This is a genomic window from Pseudidiomarina piscicola (genome assembly GCF_902806985.1).
Classification (GTDB): Bacteria; Pseudomonadota; Gammaproteobacteria; order Enterobacterales; family Alteromonadaceae; genus Pseudidiomarina; species Pseudidiomarina piscicola.
This window is the reverse complement of record NZ_CADCXY010000003.1, coordinates 121,614-147,994: the sequence shown is the minus strand read 5'-3', so window position 1 is coordinate 147,994 and position 26,381 is coordinate 121,614. Positions and strand designations below refer to the sequence as shown.

The following is a 26,381-nucleotide window of genomic DNA, read 5'->3' as shown; positions in this document are numbered from 1 at the left end:
ATCTCCTTAATCGTTGTTAGACAATATGTTGCGCAACATCCGGCCTTCGGTATAGTCAATAAGCTGCTCGTTTTGCGCGTCATAGATTACATCGCGTTCGCACTGGCTTGGGCCGCTAAACACCGGCTGGAACCAGCCCCATGGTGAGCTAGGTTGCTCTTCCGCTTCGGCTTCACAGGCGGCAAAACGGTCCATCAAGCTACAGCCATCTTCACCTACATAGTTACTTACGCCAGAGTCCAATGCGCTTAGCACAACGTTTCCATCGAGGATGGACGCGGGGCAACTGTCTACGAGATCAGGCACACCATCGCCATCAGAGTCTAAGTCGCCATAAGTGATCAACAGAGCAACGCCTGAGGCAATGTCTTCTCGCTCCTCTTCTACACGTATTTGAGGGCCTCCCACATCACTAGACGAACGATAGTCAAAGGGAACAAAGGTTGGTCCTGTGGTCAGCACCGGATACCCCGAGGTGTCGGCAAATAGCGAGCCTAGCTCTGGAATAAGCAATGGTACCATTTCGCCTTGCGGACCTTCCGGCCCACTTAAAAACGGCGTATAACCTAGCCCGATTTCGCTGGTGAAAAAGCCAAATTCACCGCCTGTCATAAGCCCCCAAAATGCTCCTTCCATCATCATTAGTTCTTGTTCTTCGCCCGAATCAAATCCAAAAAAAGCGATATTGTCGGAGAAAAACTCGCCCTCAGGGCCCTCGGAACTTAACGTTTGGGAGTACAATAATTGTTGCTCTGGGCCAAATATTTGCATTGATATTTCATAGGTAGCGTCAAAGTACGCCTTTCCACCAAAGGGGGCCCAATCTTGCTGAGCGGTGTCTAAGTTTTCTTTCACCGAGGCAATGAAAGACAGAGGGAAGTCCTCTTGATAGGGTTGTAAGGCAGGAATATTACTTTCAAAAATATCACCTTCGATAATGACCGTTTGTTGGCCTGCCTGCTGAGCTGCTGCTGGAGCACTAAAGCTTACAGCGAAGAGCGCTAAAGCAATTGATGCGATTGTCGAATATAAGGAACGCATAACACCACCTTTCTAGTTTTAATGAGTTGCGGACACGTCAAGTTCACTGTGAAACTAGCGCCTGAACACTTTTTAAACAATTTGTTTTGTGATGTATCTAAATGTTTATTTTATGTGATCTCCGTTACGCCACTTCAACTTCGCACGCGGCTGAACTAAGCACTAACTCATAAAAAAGCCCCTCCGCAGAGGGGCTGTCGTTATTCAATCAACATTTATTCACGCATTAACCCGGTTCATTCGAGCTATACGAGAGGCTCAGTGCATTGCGCAACATGCGACCTTCGGTGTAATCGATCACACCGTCAGCTTGCAGTTGGTAGACCACTTGGGTTTCGCAGTGGCTTGGACCACTATAAACCGGCTGGAACCAGCCCCAAGGTGAACTAGGCTGCTCTTCTTCTTCAACTTCGCACGCAGCATAGACATCCATGATGGTGCAGCCCGCTTCATCAACGTAATTACTGACTCCCGAATCGAGCCAATCGAACATTACGGTTTCGCTGGCTACTGAGTTGCCGCACTGATCCAAGTAGTCGGCTACGCCATCATTATCAGTGTCGATGAAAACAATAGTGATACTTTCAACTGTGCCAGCCGCAGTCACCGAGATGCCACGGCCTTGGTCGCCATTCATGGCATAAAATGAGAATGATGCGTCGACCACTCCCTCAACGAGAGCCGGATAAGCGCTGGTGTCGGTGAATAATGCCTGCGTCGTTTCATCGATATCAATCCAGCTCTCCATATTGCGGCCATTAATATCAGTGCCTTCGATAGCGTAAGAGGCTTGATCGAGCGCAGCAGGGTCAAATGTAAACTCTGCATCTCGACGGATCAGTGAAGGTAACGTTGCAGCGGAATAACTCGTTACAATAGGAGTTCCTATTGGCGTTCCTAGTTCATCATAGAAGACCACCTCCATTTCTAGCATCGCAGTTTCATAGAGTTTCATGGAAGCGGTCGAAGAACTGAGTGGTGTAGTACGGTCTTGCAAAATAGTGGCCACAAAACGAGCGCCCGGATCCAGAGCTGTCGGCCCCTGAAAACTATTTTCGAGCTGGGTCAACTGCCCCTCTATGGTGACAGTGTCGGTTAATGTTTGAGCTTGTGTCGTACCGGGTATAAGCAGCACAACCACAGTTACAAGTAGAGCTATCGCTGTATTTTTCATATTGAGTCCTTAGTTTCCCTAGAAGGGGTGATCACCTGCGTCAACGCTTTTGGCTGGTAGCTTAAAACCTAGTCGAAAAGGCCCGTTCAGCAATATGTCAAAGATCATAAAAAAACCCCTCCGAGGAGGGGTTTGTGTTTCTGATAGACAAACACTTCTTTTATCTTGGCCCTTCAGAATCGTAAGAAAGTCTCAACGCATTGCGCAGCATGCGACCTTCCATGTGATCAATAACACCGTCAGACTGCAGTCCGTAAACCACTTGCGTTTCACAGTAGCTTGGCCCACTCGAAACCGGCTGGAACCAACCCCAAGGTGAACTAGGCTGCTCTTCTTCTTCAGCTTCACATGCAGCGTAATGGTCCATAATCGAACAACCGCTTTCATCAACGTAGTTGGTTACGCCTGAGTTTAACCAGCCGTCGAACATCACGGTTTCATCAAGTATCGACACCGAGCAAACATCGACATCATCTGCAATTCCATCACCATCGGTGTCAAAGACATCAAGCGTACCAACAATACTGGTTGCAATACCTTCGCCGTATATATGCCAAACTTGCGTTTCCTGAGCATTATAGGCAGTGCCCTCATACACTACATCTGCCGCGTACGTTCCGGTCAGGACACCTGGAAAACCACCCATCAACCCAATAAACGGTTGCTGAATTTGAGTTATCGTTGCTGTTTCAACAAACCTGTACTCTGACCACACAAAATCTAAGCTCAAGTCTAGTTGATCGATCCCCCCACTTTTTGTGTAGGTGATTTCGTTCACGGTGCCACCGCCGCCAGGCACTGGAAAGCTCGTTATGCCACCGCTGGGGCCCGAACTATTAGTAACGAAGGTCATCACCACATTGTGGTACACTTCTGTTTCGGGATCTGAATAAACTAAGACTGCCGTCGTCTCTACGTCTATTGTTAATCTAAAGTTTGTCATCGCGGCATTGCCCTGTTCATCATAGAAAGTCGAATCAAAATAGCTTAAATCCCCTTCTATGATATAGGTCTGTACTTCTGCGTTCGCCACCGATGTGGCAAGCAAAAGAGGCGCAGCTAGTAGCGTCGCATTTGTTATTTTTTTAAACTTTTTCATTGGCTTGCTCTCATTATAGTTATAAATAAGTATCCAACGACCTACTGCCAATCTGTGCCGATAAAAATTGAAGCCGATAACTTAAGCTAGAAGAGCAATGTCGAACCGGCAATGTAATAAATATTATAGTTATATGTATTTGTTATTTTGCGCTTAGCAATAAAAAACCCCTCCGAAGAGGGGTTTGGCTGTTTGATAGACAAGCTATTTTCTATCTTGGCACGTCAGAATCGTAAGAAAGTCTCAACGCATTGCGCAGCATGCGACCTTCCATGTGATCAATAACACCGTCAGACTGCAGTCCGTAAACCACTTGCGTTTCACAGTAGCTTGGCCCACTCGATACCGGCTGGAACCAGCCCCAAGGTGAACTAGGCTGCTCGTCTTCTTCAACTGCACACGCAGCGTAATGGTCCATAATCGAACAACCGCTTTCATCAACATGGTTGGTGACCCCTGAATTTAACCAGCCATCAAACATTACGGTTTCATCAAGTATCGATACTGAACAAAGATCGTTGCTATCAGAAACGCCGTCGCCATCAGTATCGAAGTCATCTAAGGTACCAACAATACTGGTCGTTACCCCTTCGCCATAGACACGCCAGGTTTGATCTCCCCCGGAGTTATAACCGATTGCTTCATACACCACATCGGCTGCATAAGCCCCAGTCAGAATGCCTACAAAGTTACCCGACAAGTCGATAAAGGGTTGAGCGATTTGTGTTATCGTTGCGGTCTCGACAAAGCGATAACTTCCGGATGTAAAATCTAGGCTAAGCTCCATTTCATCGGTTACGCCACCAAATTTTGTGAATGAAATTTCGTTTACGGTACCGCCCCCTGCAGGAGCGGGGAACGTCTCGACCCAGTCAACACCGTTATTACCCTCACTTCGGGTAGTAAATGTCATCACTGCATTGGTGTACACTTCTGTTTCGGGATCTGAATAAACTAAGACTGCATTCGACTCAACTTCGATTGTTAACGTAAAGTCACTTAGTTCTGAGTTTGTTTGCTCACTAAAAAAAGTCGAATCAAAAGAGCTTAGATTACCGTTAATAACATAGGTCTGAATTTCTGCCTGTGCCACTGATGTAGCAAGCAAAAAAGGAGCTGCTAGTAGCGTTGTACTTGTTATCTTTTTAATGTTTTTCATTGGTTTATGCTCATGTTTGTAGTAATTCGCCAGTATATCCAGCTTATTAAGCGATAAAAAATAGAACCCCGGGTTCAATTTTATTGATACCTTGGTTCATCGGTACTGTATGAACGGCTCAAAGCTCTACGCAGCATACGTCCCTCGTTGGCGTCGATAAGGCCGCTAGACTGCAGTTGATAAACCACCTGTGTCTCACAGTAGTTAGGACCGCTATATACCGGCTGGAACCAGCCCCAAGGTGAGCTTGACTGTTCTTCCTCTTCGGCATTGCAGGCAGCGTAGTGGTCCATGATCGAACAACCGCTTTCATCAACATAGTTGGTGACCCATGAATTCAGCCAGCCATCAAATATCACGGTTTCATCGAGCTGCGACGCTGCGCAGTTGTCGGCTTCATCTGGTACTCCGTCACCATCACTATCTTGAATAAGAGCACTGATAGTTGTGGTGTAGCCATAGAATACCGCCTCGTAGTCATTTGGATTATCGTCAGGAAGTTCGTTGGTAGGGTTGTCGTCGAAAACCGGCGCAGTGCTCTGATCGACGTACAGATCGATCGGCTGCAGGTTATCCCCAACCAAGAAGGTAGGGAAACCACCGTAACTGGCGAACAACGGTTCCGGCTGCATGAAGGCAGCCTCTTCTATTTGCGAAAATGGACCGCCATCCCAAAAGTAGAACTCTGATACCGCACCTAAATATAAGTCAAGGCGACGGATGCCAACTTCATCAGCAAAGTGAATTTGCGTTGAAAATCCCTCTCGATCTGCAAGTTCAGGCCCTTGTGGTACCGTTAAACTAGTTGCAACCCTGAAGAAGTCTGGCTCGGCATCCAGTGAGCTTCGGGTTTCCTCATAGAGTACGTTACCAAGCTCATCAAAAACTTTCACTGAAACGGTCTGCTCAACCCCCTCATAACGGTCAATTGTATCTATCGTCTCGACAATAGTAGGCGCAATAAGATCTTGCTCGATCGTAAGCTCGAACGCTAACGGAAGCATCTCTGTGGTAATACCATCAGGTAGGGTATTGTCGTTATAGCTACCGGTGAAAAAGCCCTCAACCTTGACATTGGTCTCGCCGGTTGCAACTTGGGCATGGGCGAATGAGATTCCGCCGACGCAGGCGATAAGAACGACGCCTAAAGTGGCTATTTGTTTTGTGTTCATTGGTTTGTCCTTGCTATCTTGCGAGTGCCTAAATTTGTATAAATTTTATACAAACCTACAGCATTATAAAATTAAAACAATAAGACAAACTACATATCACAAATGGTAACGTGAACGCTCGTGACTGAGAGCATTCTTCGCGTTGGATGGGGCATAAAAAACTCCAGTGATTCTTTACTATCACTGGAGTTTAGCGACTTACTTTGATGCGCAGCCCCTGGCAGAGATGCGCTTACAACCAATAGGTTTGTTATAGAGCTTGCTCGAGCTCCGGTAACACATCAAACAAATCCGCCACTAAGCCGTAGTCAGCGACTTGGAAAATGGGCGCTTCTTCATCTTTGTTGATGGCGACAATCACTTTCGAGTCTTTCATACCCGCCAAGTGTTGAATCGCACCGCTAATGCCAACCGCGATATACAGTTCAGGTGCGACGATTTTACCTGTTTGCCCAACTTGCATATCGTTTGGCACAAAGCCCGCGTCGACCGCAGCGCGTGAAGCGCCTACAGCAGCACCTAGTTTATCCGCAACCTTTTCCAGTAAGTGGAAATTTTCGCCATTTTGCATGCCGCGGCCACCCGAAATCACCACGCTGGCAGACGTTAAGTCTGGACGTTCAGATTCAGCTAACTCTTCGCCGACAAACTCTGACTTGTCGTTATCGATCACTGTGTCGACAGCTTCGACAGAAGCGTTGCCGCCTTCAGCAGCTACCGCATCAAACGCCGTCGCGCGCACCGTGATGACTTTAATTGCGTCCTCAGATTGCACCGTCGCGATCGCATTTCCGGCATAAATCGGGCGCTTAAATGTATCCGCACTCTCGACCGCAATAATGTCTGACACTTGCGCGACATCTAACAATGCAGCCACACGCGGCATGAAGTTTTTACCTGTTGTGGTGGCCGGCGCTACCACATGGCTATAATCCTTGCCTAGCTCAGCCACTAAAGCGCCTAGGTTCTCAGCCAGGAAGTGCCCGTACGCAGCATTGTCCGCCACTCGCACTTTACTCACGCCTTCAACGTTAGCCACCGCGTCTGCAACCGCTTGGCAGTCGTGACCCGCAACTAACACCTCAACATCGCCGCCCATTTGCTGCGCAGCAGCTAGGGTTTTCAGCGTTGCTGGACTTAATTCTTGGTTGTCGTGTTCGGCAATAACTAAAATACTCATATTACTTTTGCCTCGTTTTTCAATTTCTCGACCAACTCCGCAACGTCTGCAACTTTCACGCCGGCACTGCGCTCGGCAGGCGGCTCAACTTTCAGCAGCTTCACGGTACGGTTAACAGCTACGCTTAAGTCATCGGCGCTCATCACATCAAGCGGTTTACGCTTCGCTTTCATGATGTTTGGCAGCGACGCATAACGTGGCTCGTTCAAGCGTAAGTCAGTGGTCACTATCGCAGGCAGGCTAAGCTTAACGGTTTGCAGGCCGCCGTCGACTTCACGTGTCACGTTGACACTGCCTTCTGCCATATCGACTTTAGAGGCAAAAGTACCTTGCGGCATGCCAGTCAACGCACCAAGCATTTGCCCAGTTTGGTTGTTATCTGAGTCGATGGCTTGCTTGCCAAGAATAACCAGCTGCGGCTGCTCTTTATCAACCACACCTTGCAATAACTTGGCGACTGCCAATGAATCAGGCATATCGTCAGTTTCGACTTGAATCGCTCGGTCTGCGCCTAATGCCAAGGCCGTACGCAGTTGCTCTTGCACCGCTTTTGGACCAATCGACACCACCACAACTTCTTCAGCGATACCTTTTTCTTTCAGTCGTACTGCTTCCTCAACTGCGATTTCACAGAACGGATTCAGGGCCATTTTAACGTTGGCCAGATCAACGTCCGACTGGTCAGCTTTGACCCGTACTTTGACGTTGTAATCAATGACGCGTTTGACCGCCACTAATACTTTCATGTTGTCGTTCCTGTTACGTTATATGGGTTCACGTTATATCTTAGACCGCTCAAGATTAACATTTTTCACGACAAAAATGGTACTCTTCGGCTATCTTTTCCTGTGATGTAACGCATTTTTTATGGAGTTCATGTGTACGGCAAATTAAACGAAAGTGATCTATCAGCCCTACAATTGGAAGCTCAGCGCCACCCACAGCGACTCAAGTTTCTGATCATGCAAGCTAGTAAATTGCCGTCGTTTCCACTCGAGCAACGCATCCCAGAAAACGAAATACAGGGTTGTGAAGCCAAAGTATGGCTCGTACAGCAGAGGCAAAATGACCATTTAGAGCTGCAGCTAGACTCCGCCTCGAGAGTCGTCAAAGGCCTGCTGGCCCTTATCTTTTTCGCCCTACACCAGGCAACAGTCACACAAGTAGAAAACTTTGATTTAGATGCCTTGCTCAAAGCCCTTGGTTTGCAAGATCTGGTCAGCGTATCGCGTCGCAACGGCCTGCGCGCCGTGGTAAGCGCTATCCAAAACGAAAGCACCCAGAACCGTTAAGCAATAACCTCGTAGCCCGACCAGTCCGGCACCAGCGGTTGTTGCTCACCGTCTTTCACTAGTTTCACGTGCCAACCTTCCAACAAATCCACGTTGAGACAGTTATCAACGTCGTACAAATCATCTTTATGTTGCTCAACACTATCCGTTAATAAACGCTGATAACCGACACGCTTCGCCTCATCCGCCGATTTAGCCACCACCAAAGTAAAGTCGTGAAACTCCGCCAGCCGATTCGGATAATAGCCACCGAAGTTTACGAACCATAACTTTTCCGCTTGGTCGCTAGCCGTTTGCTGTAACTCCACGCGGTAACCATCCACATGATGCACCTGCACATAACTATCAAGGTGTAGACCTTTCAACGTGCCATACCAATGTTTGCGCAACGCTGGGTAACACCCTTCCACACTCTCGCCCGCAACAAACCGCACATCATGAACCTCAATGTTCGCGCCAGGCGCAGAACCACCGATATAAAACATATAAAGCTTCATTTGCGCTCCAATTTTTCTAGCAACAACGCCACCGCGTGCATCGCAAACGTACAAGTGACCGGCATCGCCGCACCAAACCCCGTACTACAATCCATTCGCATAGAACCCGCCCCCGGTTTCGCATGCGACCAAGCACCATCACCCTGCGGATAACGCAATTGCTCCGTCGAATACACCGCCTTAACCCCAAAGTTCCGACTCGGATTCCGCGAAAAATTAAAGTCTCGCCGCAGCATCGAACGCACCTTCGCCAGCAAAGGATCTTGCGTCGCCTTCGCCAAGTCAGCCGACGTCACCTTCCCCGGCTCCACCTGACCGCCCGCACCACCACAAGTAACCAGCGGCAACTTGCGACGCTTGCACCAAGCAATCAACGCCGCCTTCACCTGCACACTGTCAATCGCATCCAGCACCGCCGTCACCGGCGCCCCCAAATACTCATCCAGGTTATCTGCCGCCAAAAAATCATCAATCACCCGCACCTCACAGTCCGGATTAATGTCGCGTACCCGCCGCGCCAGCACCTCAGCCTTCAATTCACCGACCGTACTCGTTAACGCCGGCAATTGCCGATTGATATTGGTCACACAAACATCATCCAAGTCGATCAACGTCACACCACCAACACCACTCCGCGCCAGCGCCTCCGCCGCCCACGAGCCCACACCACCAAGCCCGATCACAGCAACATGATGCTGCTGAAACCGACCAAATTCCGCGGCGCCATAAACCCGCTCAATACCCGAAAACCGTTCGTCTGCCATGACCCTAGCCAAGTTAAAAAAGTTACCCACATTATCGCAAAATTTCCACACCAGCGCGACACAAAGCCGCAGGCACAACGGAAGCGCAGGCGTGAGCGTGGGTTGGGCGCTGCAAGCACGGGTGTCGGCCGCAGGGATGCGGCCGCCAAGCCCCCACGGATGGGTTCACGGCGGCTCGTGATTGCAGGGCCCTGCCCGCACTCGAAGCCGTAGCCCAAGCCGAGACGCAGGCGTGAGCGCGGGTTGGGCGCTGCGAGCACGGGTGTCGGCCGCAGGGATGCGGCCGCCAAGCCCCCACGGATGGGGTTACGGCGGCCCGTGATTGCAGGGCCCCGCCCGCACTCGAAGCCGAAGCCACAGCGGAAGCTCAGGCGTGAGTGTGGGTTGGGCGCTGCAAGCACGGGTGTCGGCCGCAGGGATGCGGCCGCCAAGCCCCCACGGATGGGTTTACGGCGGCCCGTGATTGCAGGGCCCCGCCCGCACTCAAAGCCGCAGGCACAACGGAAGCGCAGGCGTGAGCGTGGGTTGGGCGCTGCGAGCACGGGTGTCGGCCGCAGGGATGCGGCCGCCAAGCCCCCAAGGATGGGTTCACGGCGGCCCGTGATTGCAGGGCCCCGCCCGCACTCAAAGCCGCAGGCACAACGGAAGCGCAGGCGTGAGCGTGGGTTGGGCGCTGCGAGCACGGGTGTCGGCCGCAGGGATGCGGCCGCCAAGCTCCCACGGATGGGTTTACGGCGGCCCGTGATTGCAGGGCCCCGCCCGCACTCAAAGCCGCAGGCACAACGGAAGCTCAGGCGTGAGTGTGGGTTGGGCGCTGCAAGCACGGGTGTCGGCCGCAGGGATGCGGCCGCCAAGCCCCCACGGATGGGTTCACGGCGGCCCGTGATTGCAGGGCCCTGCCCGCACTCGAAGCCGCAGCCACAGCCGGGCCGTGAGTGAGGGTTGGGCGCTGCGAGCACGGGTGTCGGCCGCAGGGATGCGGCCGCCAAGCCCCCACGGATGGGTTTACGGCGGCCCGTGATTGCAGGGCCCTGCCCGCACTCAAAGCCGTAGCCACAGCCAGGCATGAGCGTGGGTTGGGCGCTGCGAGCACGGGTGTCGGCCGCAGGGATGCGGCCGCCAAGCCCCCACGGATGGGTTTACGGCGGCCCGTGATTGCAGGGCCCTGCCCGCACTCAAAGCCGTAGCCACAGCCAGGCATGAGCGTGGGTTGGGCGCTGCGAGCACGGGTGTCGGCCGCAGGGATGCGGCCGCCAAGCCCCCACGGATGGGTTTACGGCGGCCCGTGATTGCAGGGCCCTGCCCGCACTCGAAGCCGCAGGCACAACGGAAGCGCAGGCGTGAGCGTGGGTTGGGCGCTTCAAGCACGGGTGTCGGCCGCAGGGATGCGGCCGCCAAGCCCCCACGGATGGGTTTACGGCGGCCCGTGATTGCAGGGCCCCGCCCGCACTCAAAGCCGCAGGCACAGCGGAAGCGCAGGCGTGAGCGTGGGTTGGGCGCTGCGAGCACGGGTGTCGGCCGCAGGGATGCGGCCGCCAAGCCCCCACGGATGGGTTCACGGCGGCCCGTGATTGCAGGGCCCCGCCCGCACTCGAAGCCGCAGCCTAGACGCTAAAGGGGTAAGCTATTGGATCGTGGTGTTGGTAGTCGTGGACTTTGAAGTCTTCTAGAGTGACCCAGGTTTCTAGATCTTTTAAGGACTTGATGTCTGGATTTATTTCTAATTTTGGCGCCGGAAAAGGCTCACGCTGCAATTGAACATCACGCATTAGCGCCAGCTGATCTTCATAAATGTGAGCATTCACTATCTTGTGATACGCCGTGCCTGCTTTGTGTCCCGTAATTTGTGCCATTAATGCCAAAAACGTAAACACCTGCACCTGATTAAAATTCAACCCCAGCGGCACATCACACGAACGCTGATAACTCGTCAAATATAACGTATCGCCCAACAACGAAAAATTATGCGTATGCATACAGGGCCGCAAACAACCCATATGGAACTCACCAGGATTGTAAAAACTGATAATTTCACCACGGTCATCAACACCGCGACTCAAATTGTCGACCACCTTACGCAACTGATCGACCGAACCACCATCAGGCTTCGACCAGGCACGCCCCTGCACCCCGTAAACACGACCCATATCATCGTCGCCCTTACGATGCGCATTCGCTAGCCAAGCCTCATTTACATTGGCATTCGCGTCCCACGTCTTGCAACCTAACGCACGAAAATCAGCCGCATTATCATAGCCACGAATGTAACCAAGAAACTCCGCAATAGCCGCCTTCCAGAAACTCTTACGCGTTGTAATCAAAGGAAACTCATTGCCCGCCACATCGTATTCCAAGTCAGCATTGATCACCGTCAGACAACGCTTGCCCGTACGCTCATTGCTCACCCAAACACCCTCATCAACAATACGCCGACAAAGATCTAGATATTGCCTCATGACTTCGTTCCTTTTGCTACCGGATTCATTTTATACGCCCAAACCATTAAGCCAATACCACCAAGAATCATCGGCGCCGACAACCACTGGCCCATCGACCAGCCCATTTCAAGTAACCCTAGATGCGCATCAGGCTGCCGATAAAACTCAACCACAAAGCGTGCCACCCCGTAGCCAACCAAGAACAGCCCTGCAACCGCACCCACTGGCCGCGGTTTGCGACTAAACCAGGCCAATAGAATAAATAACAATAGCCCCTCAAGCGCCGCCTGATAAAGCTGCGACGGATGACGCGGCTCAGGCCCCGCAACTGGGAAAATCATCGCCCAGGGCACATCCGTCACACGGCCCCAAAGCTCGCCATTTAGAAAGTTACCAATACGCCCAAAACCCAGCCCCATAGGAACCAAAGGTGCGACAAAGTCACCCACCTGTAGGAAATTGATCTTGGTCGAACGCGAGAAAATCGCCAATACCGTGATCACCCCTAGCAAACCACCGTGGAACGACATCCCACCGCTGGTGATATCGAATAGATACAAAGGATTTTCGATAAAATAAGAGAATTGATAAAACACCACATAGCCAATGCGCCCACCGGCAATCACCCCCATGAAGGCCCAAAATAGCAAGTCGCTAAAACGCTTTTCGGTCCAACCTTGGGCCGCATAATGTGGCATTTGGCATTGACGCTTGCCCCAAAAGTAAGCAAAAGCCAGCCCAAATAGATACATCAAGCCATACCAACGCAGTGCTAGTGGACCAATACTAAAAATCACCGGGTCGATGCTTGGATGCATCATAAACTCAGTTTGCATGTTTTATCCTATGAAGAGTTCCAGAGCCACCAGCACTAAAAAGCCAGCAAAGCCCTGTTGTAATCGTTTTACCGGAATGCGCTGCGTAAGCGCCGCGCCTAAGGGTGCACAAAGCACCGAAGTAATTGAAATGGCAAGCCAGGCCGGGCCATGAACATATCCCAACAGCCCCTCACCTGCTTCCATTTGTTGCCCTAACACAATAAAGGCCAGTACCGCACTTAAACCAATACTCAAACTGCCCACCGACGACACCGCAATCGCTTGCCGAATGGGCACCCGCAGCCGTTGCAATAGTGGCACCGTTAACGAACCGCCACCAATACCCACCAGCGCCGACAGGCTACCTACCGCTGCACTCAGCAATGCCATCAAACGCTTTGAGACATTCGTTACCGGCTCGCCCGTGCGTTGTGGAATCAACATTCGAATCGAGAGTATCAGCAGTACCGCGGAAAAAATTCGCTGTAACCATTCAGGTTTAAGTTGTGTCGCCAGCCATGCGCCAAACACAGCGCCAGCCATCAGCCCGGGTATTAGCCGACGCACCCAGAACCAACTGATTTGGCCATGCCGGTAATGGGAGCGCGCCGAGCTGAGTGTGGTCATTACGATGGTTGCTAAACTGGTCGCCACCGCCATTTGCACCACCAGCTCAGGCGGTACGCCAAGTAGCGGCAGTAAGTAGATAAGTAACGGCACAATCACCAAGCCGCCGCCAATACCCAGCATACCGGCCAACAAACCAGCAATCACGCCCCCGGCTAAACACCATAACCAGCCTGTGATGAGCACCATTACTCCTTAGTCGTATCTACCTTAAAAGCGTGAAGTTTAGCCCCCAGCGCGCACGAAACCACCTAACCCAGCTTCTTCTAACGTCATCGTTACTATTTTACGTACTTCTTGTGGTGAACGCGCTGCCAGAGCTCGTTCAAGCATCACATCCAAATCAGCTGCTTTACTATGCCTGATAATCCAACGAATGCGGTCGATGTTATAACTGTTCATGCTCAGCGTACGATAACCCATGGCTATTAATAACAGCGCCCCACCAGGTTCACCGGCCAGCTCGCCGCATACTGACACTGGCTTATTCAATTCGTTGGCGCGCTCGATAATTTGCTTTAACGCGTGCAACACCGCCGGATGAAACGCATCGTATAAGCCCGCAACGCGCTGATTATTGCGATCGACCGCCAGCATATATTGCGTTAAGTCGTTACTGCCAACCGAGAAGAAATCGACTTTGTCGACCATGGTATGCATATGATAGACCATCGCCGGTACTTCTATCATCACGCCAAGCTTTGGCATTACCAACTGTGACGCATTGGCATCATACGACTCTTCGGCAACCTCATGGTACGCCTGTTTCACCATTCTGGCAGCTTCATCGACTTCTTCTGCGCTGGTGATCATCGGCAGTAGAATATTCAGGTTATTGCGCCCTACGGCAGCCCGCAACATCGCTCGTATTTGCACCAGGAAAATTTCCGGGTGGTCTAACGTCATACGGATGCCGCGCCAGCCAAGGAATGGATTCTCTTCAGAGAGTGGCAAGTAGGGTAGCGGTTTATCGCCGCCCACATCGAGGGTTCGCATCACCACCGTGCCGGCTTTAAATTGCTGCAGAATTTGCCCATACAACTCAACTTGCTCGTCTTCGGTGGGCAGCCGTTCGCGCATCATAAAAGGGATTTCAGTTCGATACAGCCCGACACTTTGAATATCGAGTTCTTTCAGCCAGTCGCGCTCGGTGTTTAGCCCTACGTTAAGTTGCAGAGTTACTTTAACACCGTCTTCCGTTGCCACCGGTTTGCCGCGGGCTTGCTCGACCTTTTCGCGTAACTCAAGCTCTTCGTCGGCGAGCTGGCGGTATTCATTTTCGACTTGCAGCGGTGGATCAACAAACACATCACCGTTATAGCCGTCGACAATCATGGTCTCGCCATTGAGCTCGTTCAGCTCAATATCGTCGGCGCCAAGTACCGCGGGAATTCCCATACTGCGCGCCATGATCGCGGCATGGGAGTTACCCGAGCCACGAATCGATACCATGCCTAAAATATCTGTATGTGGCAGCTCAGCTAGCATGGTCGCGGTCACCTCATGAGCAACCAAAATACATTGCGGAGGGGGCTCTAATTGGCGCAGGGTTTTCTCTTTCAGATGCGAAAGAATGCGCTGGCCTAGATCGCGAACATCACTGGCACGTTCACGAATGTAGTCGTCGTCGAGGTTCTCAAATTGATTCACAAGATTCTCAACCACTAGCTTCAAGGCGGTTTGCGCACGCCAGCCATCATTAATGGTTTTCTCGACTTCTTGGCCTAAATTGGCCGAGTCGAGCATGGCATGATAAACATCAAAAATGGCCAAGGTTTCGTCGGCAATTTGGCCTCTCATGCTCTCGCTTAACTCAAGCAGCTCTTGACGAGTGCGTGCCACGGCCGAGCGAAAACGCCGAATTTCATGTTCAGGTTTGTCTGATTTTCGCGGCGTAACTTCGCTTAACTTAGCGCGCGGCTTCACCACGTACGCTTGCCCGATTGCCACCCCAGGCGCCGCAGCAAGGCCCTTAATGGTTTGCAGCCAGGGTGATTGCTTGGCAGTTCGCAAAAAGCCTTTGGCTTCAGCGTGGGCGATCACCACCGCCAACTGCGCCGCAAGGGTTACCACGAAGGCTTCTTCGTCGCCGGTAAATGCTCTTGCCTCGCGTTGCTGCACGGCCAATACACCCAATACCCGGCGACGATGAATCACCGGTGCTGCGAGCATTGCTTTGTAGGGTTTCTCATCAACTTCATCAAGTTGCAGGAACTTGGGATGATCGAAGGCGTTGGCAAAGTTCAGGGGTTCTTCCCGTTGGGCAGCGAGTGAAATCACCCCTTCACCAAACGGGACGTGTATTGGCTGGTCTGACGCCAGCTCAAGCCCGTCGGTGGCGGCGAGCGCAAACTGTTGTTGTTCGTGATCAGCTAAGTACACCGTACAAGAATCTGTTTGCAACGCTTCTTTTACTTGTCGCACCATGGTTTGCAGCGCCAGCTCGAAGTCTGGCGCCTGATTCACAGCTTCAACAATACGTTGCAAAACTCTGAGCATATTAGCGTTTCCGTCGTGGTCCGCGTTGGCGTCGGCCTCCTGACCTTCCTTGCGGTGTCGATGGTGACATTAAAATCGGTGCAAACTCTTTCATGACGCGCCGATAAACATCTTTTTTAAACGACACGACTTGTCTTACCGGGTACCAATAACTGACCCAACGCCAATCATCAAACTCCGGGTGGGACGAGCAAAGAACGTTCACGTCTTGTTCTTTACAGGTTAAGCGTAGTAAAAACCATTTCTGCTTCTGACCAATACACATAGGGCGTTGTTCACGCCGAACAAGTCGTTTAGGCAAACGGTAACGGTACCAGTGGCGACTCGTATAAACGATTTCAACCTGCTCTGGTCTCAGTCCAACTTCTTCCCATAACTCTCGGTACATGGTTTGTTCTGGCGTTTCACCATCATCAATACCGCCTTGGGGAAATTGCCAGCTATGTTGTCCAAATCTGCGCGCCCAAAATACTTGTCCCTGATCATTACAGATAATGATTCCTACGTTTGCTCGGAATCCTTCTGCGTCTATCACGCGGGCATCCTCTTAAATTCGACTTCTGACTTCGATTTTTCCATAATCGACGCCTGAAAGAAAGTATTGTCCACCAGATAAGGAGTTTCATGAGCGACTTGCGTACACTTTTTGAAGCCGCTAGTGCCCTCGCGGGCCAGAGTTTTGCCGAGCTTGCTGCCCAGCAAGGCATGGCCGTGCCGGCGGATCTGACACGTCACAAAGGTTGGGTCGGTCAACTCCTGGAAGCGGCGCTCGGAGCCACCGCGGGTTCGCAAGCGTTACAAGACTTTCCCGAATTAGGCGTCGAGCTGAAAACCATTCCCCTTGATGCCAAGGGCAAACCTTTAGAAACCACCTTCGTTTGCACCACGCCGCTGGTCAATATTACTGGCTTGAGTTGGGAAAACAGTAACGTGCGTAATAAACTGCAATGCGTGCTGTGGGTACCCATTGATGGCCGCCGTGAGATCCCGCTGGCCGAGCGGACGGTCGGCACCGCCTTCTTTTGGCAGCCCGATGCCACCGAGGAGGCTCAATTAAAGCGCGACTGGACCGAACATATGGACAAAATAGCCATGGGTGAAGTGGAGCAAATTACCGCGCACCAAGGTGAGGTACTGCAACTTCGCCCTAAAGCTGCCAACAGTCGCGTACTCACCGATGCGATTGGGCCCAATGGTGAACCCATTCAAACCTTACCGCGCGGCTTTTATTTGAAAACTCAGTTCACTTGGCAAATTATTCGGCGCATTTTTTCCCTTACTGAACCATCTGTAACAACGAGGACCCCATGACCGATCCCGAACTTACCGTCGAACCCACGGCCCGCCGTGATGCGTTAACTTTTTGCGTATTCGGCGTGCTGGTGTTCGCGGTCACATTATTTTTCTATCTTGCAGGTTTCGAATTGCCGCAGGCCGCTTGGGGGCTGATGTACATTGCTAGTGCCGCGCTTTTTTTCCTCGGCATTGCCAAGCTAGTAGAGCCTCAAGTGAGCTTAGTGCTGTCACCCACAGAGGTTCGCTATGAGCATCGCCGCGGCACCTGGCACTTCAACTGGGACAACCTGATCCGGTTTGATATCCCGCGTACCCAACGTGGCGGCGAGGTAGAAGAGTTGCCTTATATTGGCTTTCGGCTGAACAACATCGAGCCGGTACTTGATAGCATCTCACCGCGTTTAGCAGTGTACTTGGTGAGCGAGCAACGGCACCTGTTGGCAGCAGCCCTGCGCCGTGAGCTGCCCGCTGGCACCGACTACACCCCATATTACGATATTCCCAGCTATTATAAGTCGGCCAATGGTCAGGTTTACCGAGGCGTGCAAGCTCTGTTTGCGGTGCGCTGTCAGCAACTACGCGAGCTGCTCGGTTATGACCTATACGTGCCATCCAGTGCCCTCGACCGCCCACTCGATGAGTTTTGCCGTTGGTTACAGCAAGTGCAACAACACCGACATCAGGTCGACCCTGAGTAACGCTTGCTGTTTCACAGCTGCGGCTATATTCTTGAACAGTCTCACCTTTACTGAACTGGAGCCGAATAGGGTATGCAAATTCTTGGTTGGCGCGAATGGGGAGCTCTCCCCGATCTAGGCATTGATGCCATAAAAATGAAAGTTGACACCGGCGCCCGAACGTCCTGCCTGCACGCCTATAAACTGCAGCCATTTGAGCGCGACGGCGAGGCTTGGTTACGTATTTGGATCCATCCGGAACAGGGTTCAACCAGAGAACATTGTTGCGAAGCGCCGATCCACGACCAACGAGATGTTACTGACTCAGGTGGCCATAAAGAGCGACGTTATGTCATTAAAACCACCCTCACCATGGGCGACTTCGCGCAAGCTGTCGAGTTAACCTTGACGAATCGTGATAGCATGAAGTTTCGTATGCTCCTTGGTCGTCAAGCCATGCGTGGTCACTTCCACGTCGACCCTGATGCGTCTTATCTGCTGGGTAACCTAACCCCTGAATCAAAAGGAGTCCGCGCATGAGAATTGCGATACTCTCACGCAATGCAAAACTTTATTCTACTCGCCGGCTTATTGAAGCAGCTAAGGCCAACGGGCACGAAGTCGATGTGTTAGACCCACTGCGTTGCTACATGGACATCAACGCGCGCGAACCTTTGGTTCATATGAAGGGTGACATTCTGCCCTATTACGACGCCATTATTCCGCGTATCGGCGCCTCTATTACGTTCTTCGGAACTGCGGTTCTGCGTCAATTTGAGATGATTGGTACTTATCCGCTGAATGAGTCGGTGGCGATCTCGCGTAGCCGCGATAAACTTCGCTCATTGCAGCTCCTCAGCCGTAAAGGGATTGGTTTACCAGTCACGGGATTTGCCAGCCAACCGCATGATATTCCAGACCTTATTGATATGGTCGGTGGTGCACCTTTAGTGATCAAGTTACTTGAAGGCACCCAAGGTATTGGGGTGGTTCTAGCCGAAACACGACAAGCGGCAGAAAGCGTGATTGAAGCCTTTATGGGGCTGAAATCGCACATTATGGTACAAGAATTTATCAAAGAAGCCGGTGGCGCAGATATTCGCTGCTTGGTGATTGGCGATAAGGTCATTGCGGCCATGAAGCGCCAGGCACGCGCAGGCGAATTTCGCTCGAACCTGCATCGCGGCGGCTCGGCACAACTTGTGAAACTGACTCCGGCCGAACGCTCTACTGCCGTTAAAGCAGCAAAAACTATGGGCTTAAATGTGGCTGGGGTCGATATTTTACGCTCCAAGCATGGTCCATTAGTGATGGAAGTGAATTCATCGCCGGGGCTGGAAGGAATTGAAGTGGCCACCGAAAAAGATGTCGCCGGACAAATTATTAAGTTTATTGAAAACAACGCGAAAGCGCATCGCACGCGCACCAAAGGAAAAGGTTAAGGGTGAAAAAACCAGCCTCGTTTAAACTCGCCGGGCAACGCATTGTACCCGGCTCGCGTCACAGTATTCGCATTCCTGCAGCGCGGCTCTATAACGATACGCCGATGGATTTACACGCCGAAGTTTTTCACGGGGTGAAGCCCGGACCGGTGTTATTGGTATGTGCAGCGATTCACGGCGACGAACTTAACGGCATCGAAATTTGTCGCCGAGTGATTAGTGAAACCGATCCCCTCGAGCTTTCCGGCACCCTGATTGTGGTGCCCGTTGTGAACGTCTTTGGTTTTATTCAGCAGTCGCGTTACCTGCCCGACCGTCGTGATTTGAACCGTTGCTTTCCAGGCTCTGAGCGCGGTGCCTTAGGTAGTCGTTTAGCGCACTTGTTTAACGAAACACTAGTGCAAAGTGCGACACATATTATCGACCTTCATACGGGCGCAGTGCACCGCAGTAACCTGCCACAAATTCGTGTTGATACCGACAACAGTGATGCGTTGGCCATGGGCCATGCCTTTAACTCGCCGGTAATACTGCATTCGAAAGAACGCGATGGCTCGCTGCGCTCGCTTGCCTCTGAACTGGGTATTCCGCTGATTTTATATGAAGCCGGTGAGGCCTTGCGGTTTGATTATGCCGCCATCAAAGCTGGCGTGATCGGTGTTCAAAACGTGATGAAAAGCCTTAAAATGCTGAAAGGTCGCCGCAAGCGCAAGAAAGTAACCCCGGTGGTGGCACACCGCAGTGCTTGGATCCGCAACGACCACGACGGTTTGGTAGTACCTCATGTTGAGCTCGGCCAGACCATTCAAAAAGGCCAAGTGATTGCGTTTACCGTGAACCCCCACGGTGACGATTTGCACCCGTTGCGTAGCCCTTTCAACGGCATCATTATCGGCATTAGTAACATTCCGGTAGCGAATGAGGGTGAAGCACTTTTTAATGTGGCGCAATTTGACGAAGATGTGTTTGGTGAGGCCTCTTCGAGTGTCGATGTTTTTAGTGAAGCTTATGATGGAAAACCGGTATAGATGAACGCATTAAAGTCTTTAAGTCCGCCTTCACAATTAGTGGTGCGTCAGGCACAGCAGATCAACGCACAAGCATTGTTGGCAATTAACCCACCGGATGCTGATTGGCGCGAGATGTTGCCCGTCACTGGCAGTTGGCACCTGCATGCAGGTTGGTTCCGTGCTTGGCAGAACCTCGGTGACCAACACCTATTTGGCACCACGCCGCCCGCAGGTGAGTTTGACGGGGCGTTGTTATGGCTCCCCAAAGAGAAGAAGTTAACCGATTATCTACTGCATCAGCTGGCGAGCGTATTGCCGGCGGGTACCCCTATTTGGCTGGTGGGCGAGAATCGCAGTGGCATTAAAAGCATTGCCAAACAACTCAATCAGCACTTTAGTGCGGTGCAAAAAGTCGCTAACGGGAATCACTCGACGTTGGTGGTAACCACCATCACCGAGCCACGAGCTAGCTGTCAGCTCGACGACTATCGCCACGAGTTCGAGCCACCGGGCGCGTTACCTAAAATCGTGACTTACCCTGGGGTGTTTTCCTACCCCGGTATCGACCTTGGCAGCACCAAACTACTTGCTCACTTACCTAACTTTAAGTCGGGATCAGTGCTTGATTTCGCCTGCGGTAATGGTGTGTTGGGGGCGGCATTACAGATGCAGCAACCACAGCTTAAAATGACCTATCTCGATGTCAGTGCGATGGCTCTGGCTGCCTGTGCTGCAACACTTGAACTCAACGAGCTCGACGGACAACTTATTGCCGAAGACCACCTGGCCAGTCGTTTACCCAAGTACGATTATATTATCAGCCACCCGCCGTTTCACACGGGGCAAGCAACAGACTACAGTATTGGCCAACAGTTTCTGCGCCATGCACGCGAGCACCTAACCCATGGTGGGGAAATTTGGCTGGTCGCCAATCGCTTCTTACCATGGCCCGAACTTATTGAAGCAAGCTTTGGGGAATGTGAGCGGGTTGCCGCCGACACCAAATTTGCTATTTACCGCGCCGTCAATAAACCTGCATCACAGCGCAACAAAGGACGCCGAAAATGATTCGGGCAGGCTCTATCCGGCAAGGTATTTCTTGGCTGGTGGTGGGCCTGAGTGTCTTGATGTGTGTATTTACTGCGTTGATTTTGAGCCTTACTCACATCAAACAGCTTAACCAAGATGCCGAAGTTCGTGCGCAGGAAATAGCATCTGTGGTGGCCGAAGTCACCAGTCGCTACTTACTGTTCGATGATGTTGAGGGGCTAAACAGCTACCTTGGCCACTTTGCGGTCACGCCTTTTTTAGAGCACTTACACGTTTACGAAAGCTCCTTAGTTGGTGACCAACCACAGTTGCACTACTACGCGAGTTATAACCGCGAAGGGCTTGCCCCCATTCCCGTACAAACGGAGTTACTGCCTGGCTTTAGTGGTGTTCGTAGCCACTCAAATTATATTGAAGTTGCCCAACCGATCACCATTGAAGATGAACAACTAGGTTTTGTGTACCTGCGGGTGAGCCGCGACAGCATTACTGCCACCACTTGGCGAACCGTAGTTACCGCCAGCATTAGTACCGTGGTTGCGGCATTGTTTACCTGGATCGTAGCAGCCAGAGTTCGCAGCCGGCTAATGCGACCACTTGACCAAACCGTCGGTATTATTCAGCGCATTAGCCGCAACCGGGACTATTCGACCCGCTTACCGGAATTAAACTTGCTTGAGCTCCAACGGCTGGGAAGTGCCTTTAACACCATGTTAGGCCGTGTCGAACAACATCTTGAGCGCCAGCAACGCGCAGAACGCCAAGCCAACGATTTGAACGCTGAACTTGAGCGCCAAGTACAGCAGCGCACGAATGCCCTGCGCGAGGCCAACGCTGAATTGATGAATACCCTCGAAAAACTGCATCAATTTCAGCGACAAATGATAGAAACCGAAAAAATGTCCTCATTAGGTGACTTGATTGCTGGGGTGGCACATGAAATTAACACGCCCGTAGGGCTCGTTCTGACGTCTACATCGATTCTGCAAGACAAGCTTGAATTCATGCAGCAGAAATTCGATAACAACACCATGAGTCGGTCTGACTTTGAGCGTTTCATGGAAGCAAGTAGCGATAATTTAGGTCTGATCCAGCGTAATATCGAGCGCACTGCTGAGTTGATTAATCAATTTCGTCAGTTAGCCATGGACCAGTTTGCGGAAGACCCGCGCGATATCCGCATCTACGACTTCTGTCAAACAGCTATCGACACTGTCACCGCCAAAATGCCGGAACTGGCGGCTATCGATATTCGTCTTGAGTGTCCGCACGATTTACACATAAGTTGCCGATCAGGGCCGCTGCAACATGTGTTATCACAGCTATTACAGAATTCAATCGAACATGGTTTTGTCGAACGTGCCCGCGGTCAAATTACACTGACCGTGGAACGAATTGATACCCATCACGTCAAACTTATTTATCGAGACAATGGCAGCGGTATCCCAGAAGAGCTTGGCCGGCGTGTTTTCGAGCCTTTTGTAACACAGCGACGCCGACAGGGCTCTACCGGGCTTGGGCTACACTTGGTCTATAACCTAGTCACTCAAGCACTTAGCGGCAGCATCGAAGTGAACTCAAAAGCAGGTCGTTACACCGAGTTTGTGATCACCATCGTCGCCTAATGTAAAAAGCTGTATAGAACTGTTGCAGGAAACCTACGCACTAATTAGAATCTCGTGCTACAATTGCAACTACACCAGATTTCAACAAATGTTAACGATGAACGGATCTATCAATATGAGCGCAAGATTATTAATCGTAGAAGATGAAGTCGTCACTCGAAATACCCTGACTCGGTTATTTCAAGAAGAGGGTTACGATGTCTACGATGCTGCCGATGGTATGCAAATGCAACGCATCATGGCACGTCAACAAGTCGACTTGGTGATTATGGATGTGAACCTGCCGGGCAAAAGCGGTATTGAACTGGCCGAGAACTTTCGTGAAAACGAAAATGTGGGCTTAGTCTTTCTAACCGGTCGTGATGCTGAAGATGATCGCCTGTTAGCGCTTGAACTAGGTGCGGACGATTACATCATTAAGCCTTACAACCCGAAAGAGCTGTTGATGCGTGTGCGCAACCTTTATCGCCGCATTGAAGCGATTAAGAATCAACAGAAAGCGATTGGCCACGACAGTATCGTTTATGAATTTAACGACTGGCGCCTTGAAAGTGACAGCCGTTGCCTGTTTTCACCTGATGGTAAGATGTTCCGCTTACCGAAAAGTGAATATCGTGCAATGGAATTGTTCTTAACTAATCCAGGTAAGATCCTCGATCGCGAAACCTTAGTGAAAAAAATGCTCGACCGTGACCTACGCCCGAATGACCGCACCGTTGATGTTGCGATTCGTCGTATTCGTCGTCATTTTGAAGCAGATAGTCAGTCACCGAATTTGATTACCACGATTCACGGTGAAGGCTATCGGTTTGTCGGCGAAGTACAGGTTCGTCACCTCGACCAACCGTCACTCAATTCGCCGAGCCTTTAACCAAGCCTCGATTTGATGTTGGTGAATGGGGAGTTCTGCTTCCCATTTCGCCAGCTCGTGTTCAACGTCTTGCCATTGCCACTCAGCACGTTCTAATTTCTCCATCGTCTGTGCCAGTTGCCTTAACCCTACTGAACGACATGCACCTTTAATTTTGTGCGCCTGATTGCGTAGTTCCTGTTCTTGACGTTGCTTTACTAACCACTGCAAGTGATTCAAGTACCCACCGATATTATCGGCAAACGCCGCGTACATATCTTGTACGCCATCGTCGCCCATAAGTTCGGCATATTGCTCCAATAGCTGTTTGTCTAACATTACCAACGTTCCTTGTGTTAAGTCGTTTGCCGCAATCGGAAAACTTTGCTTTTTAAATGAACCCATTATGGCAAACTACCGTAATCAGGTTAAATCTTGTATACTATCGCCCCAATTTTGGGTACTTCTGAAACTTTGTAACGTTTGGAGCAGTATGAGCATACCTACACCAACAGCTACACCGACAATGATGCCAGATATCGCCAATCAAACAAAAGCGCAAACTGAAGGCGCTCTTGATTGGGTCGGCATGAGCAACATCGAAATGCCATTGGTTGTTGGTGCAGCCAATGAACCCGAGCGTCCAGTCAGCGCATTGGTCGACGCCTTTGTGAATCTCAAAGACCCGGAAGCCAAAGGCATCCACATGTCTCGGCTGTACTTGTTGTTAGAAGACTTATCGAACAACAATGTGTTATCACACCAGTCATTGAGCAAGTTACTGCATGACTTTATTGATAGTCATGAAGGGTTGTCAGATCAAGCCTACGTAAAGTTTAGCTTTGACTATCACTTACGCCGCAAGGCATTGATTAGTAAGAAGCCAGGCTGGAAAGCCTACCCTGTTACTGTAATTGGTCGCTATGATCATGGCAAACTGTATTTGCAGCTTGCAGTAGAGGTGCCTTACTCGTCAACTTGCCCGTGCTCAGCAGCCTTGGCTCGCCAGTTGATTCAAGATGCCTTCGCCGATCAGTTCGGTACCGATGCAGATGTTGATGCCGAAATGATTCACCGCTGGCTAGGTACCACACAAGGTATTGTTGCGACCCCTCACAGCCAGCGCTCCATCGCTGAAGTGAAAGTGGTGATGGGCGAGCAAATTGATGAGCTGCCAATCATTGATCTGATTGATTCCATCGAAGACGCGTTACAGACCCCTGTGCAGGCGGCTGTGAAACGCGAAGACGAGCAAGAGTTTGCACGGTTAAATGGTCAGAATCTGATGTTCTGCGAAGACGCAGCGCGTCGTTTGCAGCATGCGCTGAACCACCAGCCCGCCTTTTCAGACTTCTGGGTTAGAGTGAATCATTACGAATCACTACATGCCCATGATGCTGTCAGTATTACCACCAAAGGGGTGCCTGGCGGCTTTAAAGCCTAACTTGTCGACCTCAAGATCCGGCTGCTGTATACTTAGCGGCCGGATTTTTTTGTTTTTAGACCTTATACCTGAGTAACGCATGGATTCACTAGATATCGTCGGCATCGGTAACGCCCTTGTTGACCAAGAGTTTGAAGTCACGGACCAATTTTTACAGCAGCATAATATCGAGAAAGGCATGATGACCTTGATCGAAGACAGTGAGCAAGAAAAACTGATCGCTGAATTGGCAAAACGTGGCGAGTTGAAAAAACAGTCAGGCGGAGGCTCTGCAGCAAACTCGTTAGTCGGCTTCAGCCAGTTTGGCGGTAACGCCTTTTACTGTTGCAAAGTCGCCGACGACCACGCTGGTGAATTTTACTGTGAAGACATGGAGCGTATTGGCATTACCACCAATACCGGTAAGCAAAAACATAAAGGCAAAACCGGTCGTTGTTTGGTCATGGTGACGCCTGATGCTGAGCGAACCATGCGTACCTATCTTGGTATTACTGCCGATTTAAGCTGCGCAGAGCTAGATGAAGAAGCGATTGCGCGCGCCGAATACCTGTACATTGAAGGCTACCTAGTGACCTCTCCTGTGGCACGTGAGGCGATAGCCAAAGCCAAAGAAATTGCGCGCGCCAACGACACTAAAATCGCTGTTACTTGCTCTGACCCAGCAATGGTTAAGTACTTCCGTGAAGGCATCGACGAGATCCTTTCGGGAGGCGTCGATGTATTATTCTGTAACCAAGAGGAAGCTGGTTACCTGGCAGGCACTGAAGATGTGCAAGCCGCCTTGCAGCAATTGCAACGACACGCCAAACTTGTCGCCATTACCCAAGGTAAAGACGGCGCACTGATTGGTGATGGCAAGCGCCAAGTAGCGGTACCAGGTATTCCGGTCAAAGCGATTGATACCAACGGCGCCGGTGATATGTTCGCGGGCGCCATGATGTTCGGCTTAACGCGGAAGTATTCATTGGCGGCCTGTGGGTTATTAGCAAGCCACGCGGCGGCGGCTGTGGTGGCGAGTTTCGGGCCACGATTGAGTCTTGATCAGCAGCAGCAACTGCTCATCAAGCTACAACACGAACCAGAATTTAACTAAACGAATATAAACGGCGTTGACCGTACGTTCGCTTCGCTCTCTATTCGTTTTTCGTACGCTTCGCTGTTGGTTTAAACAAACAACGAACAACGAACAGCAAAGCGTACGATCAGCGAAGCGCACGAATCGTTTTT

General features: G+C 51.2%; 26 protein-coding genes. 11 read left to right on the top strand and 15 right to left on the bottom strand.

All coding sequences use genetic code 11. The features are described 5' to 3' along the window. Window positions 1-6: 6 nt before the first annotated feature. The 7 genes from PSI9734_RS07605 to PSI9734_RS07575 form a co-directional block, all read right to left on the bottom strand. On the bottom strand, window positions 7-1,041 hold the full coding sequence (locus PSI9734_RS07605; RefSeq protein WP_173920513.1) for a thrombospondin type 3 repeat-containing protein: 1,035 nt from the start codon (window positions 1,039-1,041) through the stop codon (window positions 7-9). A gap of 226 nt (window positions 1,042-1,267) precedes the next feature. Further along, on the bottom strand, window positions 1,268-2,215 hold the full coding sequence (locus PSI9734_RS07600; protein WP_173920512.1) for a hypothetical protein: 948 nt from the start codon (window positions 2,213-2,215) through the stop codon (window positions 1,268-1,270). A 160-nt stretch (window positions 2,216-2,375) separates the two neighbouring features. Next, on the bottom strand, window positions 2,376-3,314 hold the full coding sequence (locus PSI9734_RS07595) for a hypothetical protein (protein ID WP_173920511.1): 939 nt from the start codon (window positions 3,312-3,314) through the stop codon (window positions 2,376-2,378). Between the two features lie 211 nt (window positions 3,315-3,525). Continuing rightward, complete coding sequence (locus tag PSI9734_RS07590; protein ID WP_173920510.1) at window positions 3,526-4,422, bottom strand: hypothetical protein; 897 nt, start codon at window positions 4,420-4,422, stop codon at window positions 3,526-3,528. 131 nt (window positions 4,423-4,553) lie between these two features. Then, window positions 4,554-5,645 carry a hypothetical protein gene (locus PSI9734_RS07585; protein WP_173920509.1) on the bottom strand — a complete coding sequence of 364 codons (1,092 nt, stop codon included), beginning with the start codon at window positions 5,643-5,645 and terminating at the stop codon, window positions 4,554-4,556. 250 nt (window positions 5,646-5,895) lie between these two features. Continuing rightward, window positions 5,896-6,825, bottom strand: coding sequence for an electron transfer flavoprotein subunit alpha/FixB family protein (locus PSI9734_RS07580; RefSeq protein WP_173920508.1), 930 nt, complete (start codon window positions 6,823-6,825; stop codon window positions 5,896-5,898). Next, on the bottom strand, window positions 6,822-7,571 hold the full coding sequence (locus PSI9734_RS07575) for an electron transfer flavoprotein subunit beta/FixA family protein (RefSeq protein ID WP_173920507.1): 750 nt from the start codon (window positions 7,569-7,571) through the stop codon (window positions 6,822-6,824). Before PSI9734_RS07575 ends, PSI9734_RS07580 begins: the two co-directional genes overlap by 4 nt. Before the next feature lie 132 nt (window positions 7,572-7,703). Between PSI9734_RS07575 and PSI9734_RS07570 the strand changes: the two genes are divergently transcribed. Beyond that, window positions 7,704-8,117 (top strand): SufE family protein, encoded by a 414-nt coding sequence (locus tag PSI9734_RS07570; RefSeq protein WP_173920506.1) that lies wholly within the window; start codon window positions 7,704-7,706, stop codon window positions 8,115-8,117. Here the strand turns inward: PSI9734_RS07570 and PSI9734_RS07565 are convergent. The 7 genes from PSI9734_RS07565 to rppH form a co-directional block, all read right to left on the bottom strand. Continuing rightward, the gene (locus PSI9734_RS07565) at window positions 8,114-8,614 is read right to left on the bottom strand and encodes a DUF1543 domain-containing protein (protein WP_173920505.1); all 501 of its coding nucleotides are present in this window, start codon (window positions 8,612-8,614) and stop codon (window positions 8,114-8,116) included. The two genes, PSI9734_RS07570 and PSI9734_RS07565, sit on opposite strands and share 4 nt — an antisense overlap. Beyond that, complete coding sequence (gene tcdA, locus PSI9734_RS07560) at window positions 8,611-9,378, bottom strand: tRNA cyclic N6-threonylcarbamoyladenosine(37) synthase TcdA (protein ID WP_173920504.1); 768 nt, start codon at window positions 9,376-9,378, stop codon at window positions 8,611-8,613. The genes PSI9734_RS07565 and tcdA overlap by 4 nt, the downstream gene beginning before the upstream one ends. Window positions 9,379-10,982: 1,604 nt before the next feature. Further along, window positions 10,983-11,834 carry a thymidylate synthase gene (locus PSI9734_RS07555; RefSeq protein ID WP_173920503.1) on the bottom strand — a complete coding sequence of 284 codons (852 nt, stop codon included), beginning with the start codon at window positions 11,832-11,834 and terminating at the stop codon, window positions 10,983-10,985. Next, on the bottom strand, window positions 11,831-12,652 hold the full coding sequence (gene lgt, locus PSI9734_RS07550; RefSeq protein WP_173920502.1) for a prolipoprotein diacylglyceryl transferase: 822 nt from the start codon (window positions 12,650-12,652) through the stop codon (window positions 11,831-11,833). Before lgt ends, PSI9734_RS07555 begins: the two co-directional genes overlap by 4 nt. Window positions 12,653-12,655: 3 nt before the next feature. Continuing rightward, on the bottom strand, window positions 12,656-13,450 hold the full coding sequence (locus PSI9734_RS07545; RefSeq protein WP_246194821.1) for a sulfite exporter TauE/SafE family protein: 795 nt from the start codon (window positions 13,448-13,450) through the stop codon (window positions 12,656-12,658). A gap of 36 nt (window positions 13,451-13,486) precedes the next feature. Continuing rightward, window positions 13,487-15,760: a phosphoenolpyruvate--protein phosphotransferase gene (ptsP, locus tag PSI9734_RS07540; RefSeq protein ID WP_173920501.1), complete on the bottom strand. Its 2,274-nt coding sequence runs from the start codon at window positions 15,758-15,760 to the stop codon at window positions 13,487-13,489. 1 nt (window position 15,761) lies between these two features. Then, window positions 15,762-16,295 carry an RNA pyrophosphohydrolase gene (gene rppH, locus PSI9734_RS07535; protein ID WP_173920500.1) on the bottom strand — a complete coding sequence of 178 codons (534 nt, stop codon included), beginning with the start codon at window positions 16,293-16,295 and terminating at the stop codon, window positions 15,762-15,764. Between the two features lie 89 nt (window positions 16,296-16,384). Between rppH and mutH the strand changes: the two genes are divergently transcribed. The 8 genes from mutH to PSI9734_RS07495 all read left to right on the top strand — a co-directional run bounded on the left by mutH (window position 16,385) and on the right by PSI9734_RS07495 (window position 23,731). After that, window positions 16,385-17,071 carry a DNA mismatch repair endonuclease MutH gene (mutH, locus tag PSI9734_RS07530; protein WP_173920499.1) on the top strand — a complete coding sequence of 229 codons (687 nt, stop codon included), beginning with the start codon at window positions 16,385-16,387 and terminating at the stop codon, window positions 17,069-17,071. Then, window positions 17,068-17,754, top strand: a complete 687-nt coding sequence (locus tag PSI9734_RS07525; RefSeq protein ID WP_173920498.1) for a DUF2982 domain-containing protein — start codon at window positions 17,068-17,070, stop codon at window positions 17,752-17,754. The genes mutH and PSI9734_RS07525 overlap by 4 nt, the downstream gene beginning before the upstream one ends. A gap of 72 nt (window positions 17,755-17,826) precedes the next feature. After that, window positions 17,827-18,273: an ATP-dependent zinc protease family protein gene (locus PSI9734_RS07520; protein ID WP_173920497.1), complete on the top strand. Its 447-nt coding sequence runs from the start codon at window positions 17,827-17,829 to the stop codon at window positions 18,271-18,273. Then, window positions 18,270-19,175: a 30S ribosomal protein S6--L-glutamate ligase gene (gene rimK, locus PSI9734_RS07515; protein ID WP_173920496.1), complete on the top strand. Its 906-nt coding sequence runs from the start codon at window positions 18,270-18,272 to the stop codon at window positions 19,173-19,175. Before PSI9734_RS07520 ends, rimK begins: the two co-directional genes overlap by 4 nt. 2 nt (window positions 19,176-19,177) lie before the next feature. After that, a complete protein-coding gene (locus PSI9734_RS07510) occupies window positions 19,178-20,203 on the top strand; it encodes a succinylglutamate desuccinylase/aspartoacylase family protein (RefSeq protein ID WP_173920495.1) in 1,026 nt (341 codons plus the stop codon). After that, window positions 20,204-21,253 carry a methyltransferase gene (locus PSI9734_RS07505; RefSeq protein WP_173920494.1) on the top strand — a complete coding sequence of 350 codons (1,050 nt, stop codon included), beginning with the start codon at window positions 20,204-20,206 and terminating at the stop codon, window positions 21,251-21,253. After that, window positions 21,250-22,860, top strand: coding sequence for a sensor histidine kinase (locus tag PSI9734_RS07500; RefSeq protein ID WP_173920493.1), 1,611 nt, complete (start codon window positions 21,250-21,252; stop codon window positions 22,858-22,860). The genes PSI9734_RS07505 and PSI9734_RS07500 overlap by 4 nt, the downstream gene beginning before the upstream one ends. A gap of 115 nt (window positions 22,861-22,975) precedes the next feature. Continuing rightward, on the top strand, window positions 22,976-23,731 hold the full coding sequence (locus PSI9734_RS07495) for a response regulator (RefSeq protein ID WP_173920492.1): 756 nt from the start codon (window positions 22,976-22,978) through the stop codon (window positions 23,729-23,731). Here the strand turns inward: PSI9734_RS07495 and PSI9734_RS07490 are convergent. Further along, complete coding sequence (locus PSI9734_RS07490; protein ID WP_173920491.1) at window positions 23,708-24,049, bottom strand: Hpt domain-containing protein; 342 nt, start codon at window positions 24,047-24,049, stop codon at window positions 23,708-23,710. The genes PSI9734_RS07495 and PSI9734_RS07490 overlap by 24 nt on opposite strands. Window positions 24,050-24,203: 154 nt before the next feature. Between PSI9734_RS07490 and folE2 the strand changes: the two genes are divergently transcribed. Together folE2 and PSI9734_RS07480 are read left to right on the top strand one after the other, a co-directional pair. Then, a complete protein-coding gene (folE2, locus tag PSI9734_RS07485) occupies window positions 24,204-25,154 on the top strand; it encodes a GTP cyclohydrolase FolE2 (RefSeq protein WP_246194819.1) in 951 nt (316 codons plus the stop codon). 79 nt (window positions 25,155-25,233) lie between these two features. Continuing rightward, window positions 25,234-26,247, top strand: a complete 1,014-nt coding sequence (locus PSI9734_RS07480; RefSeq protein ID WP_173920490.1) for an adenosine kinase — start codon at window positions 25,234-25,236, stop codon at window positions 26,245-26,247. Window positions 26,248-26,381: the final 134 nt, after the last annotated feature.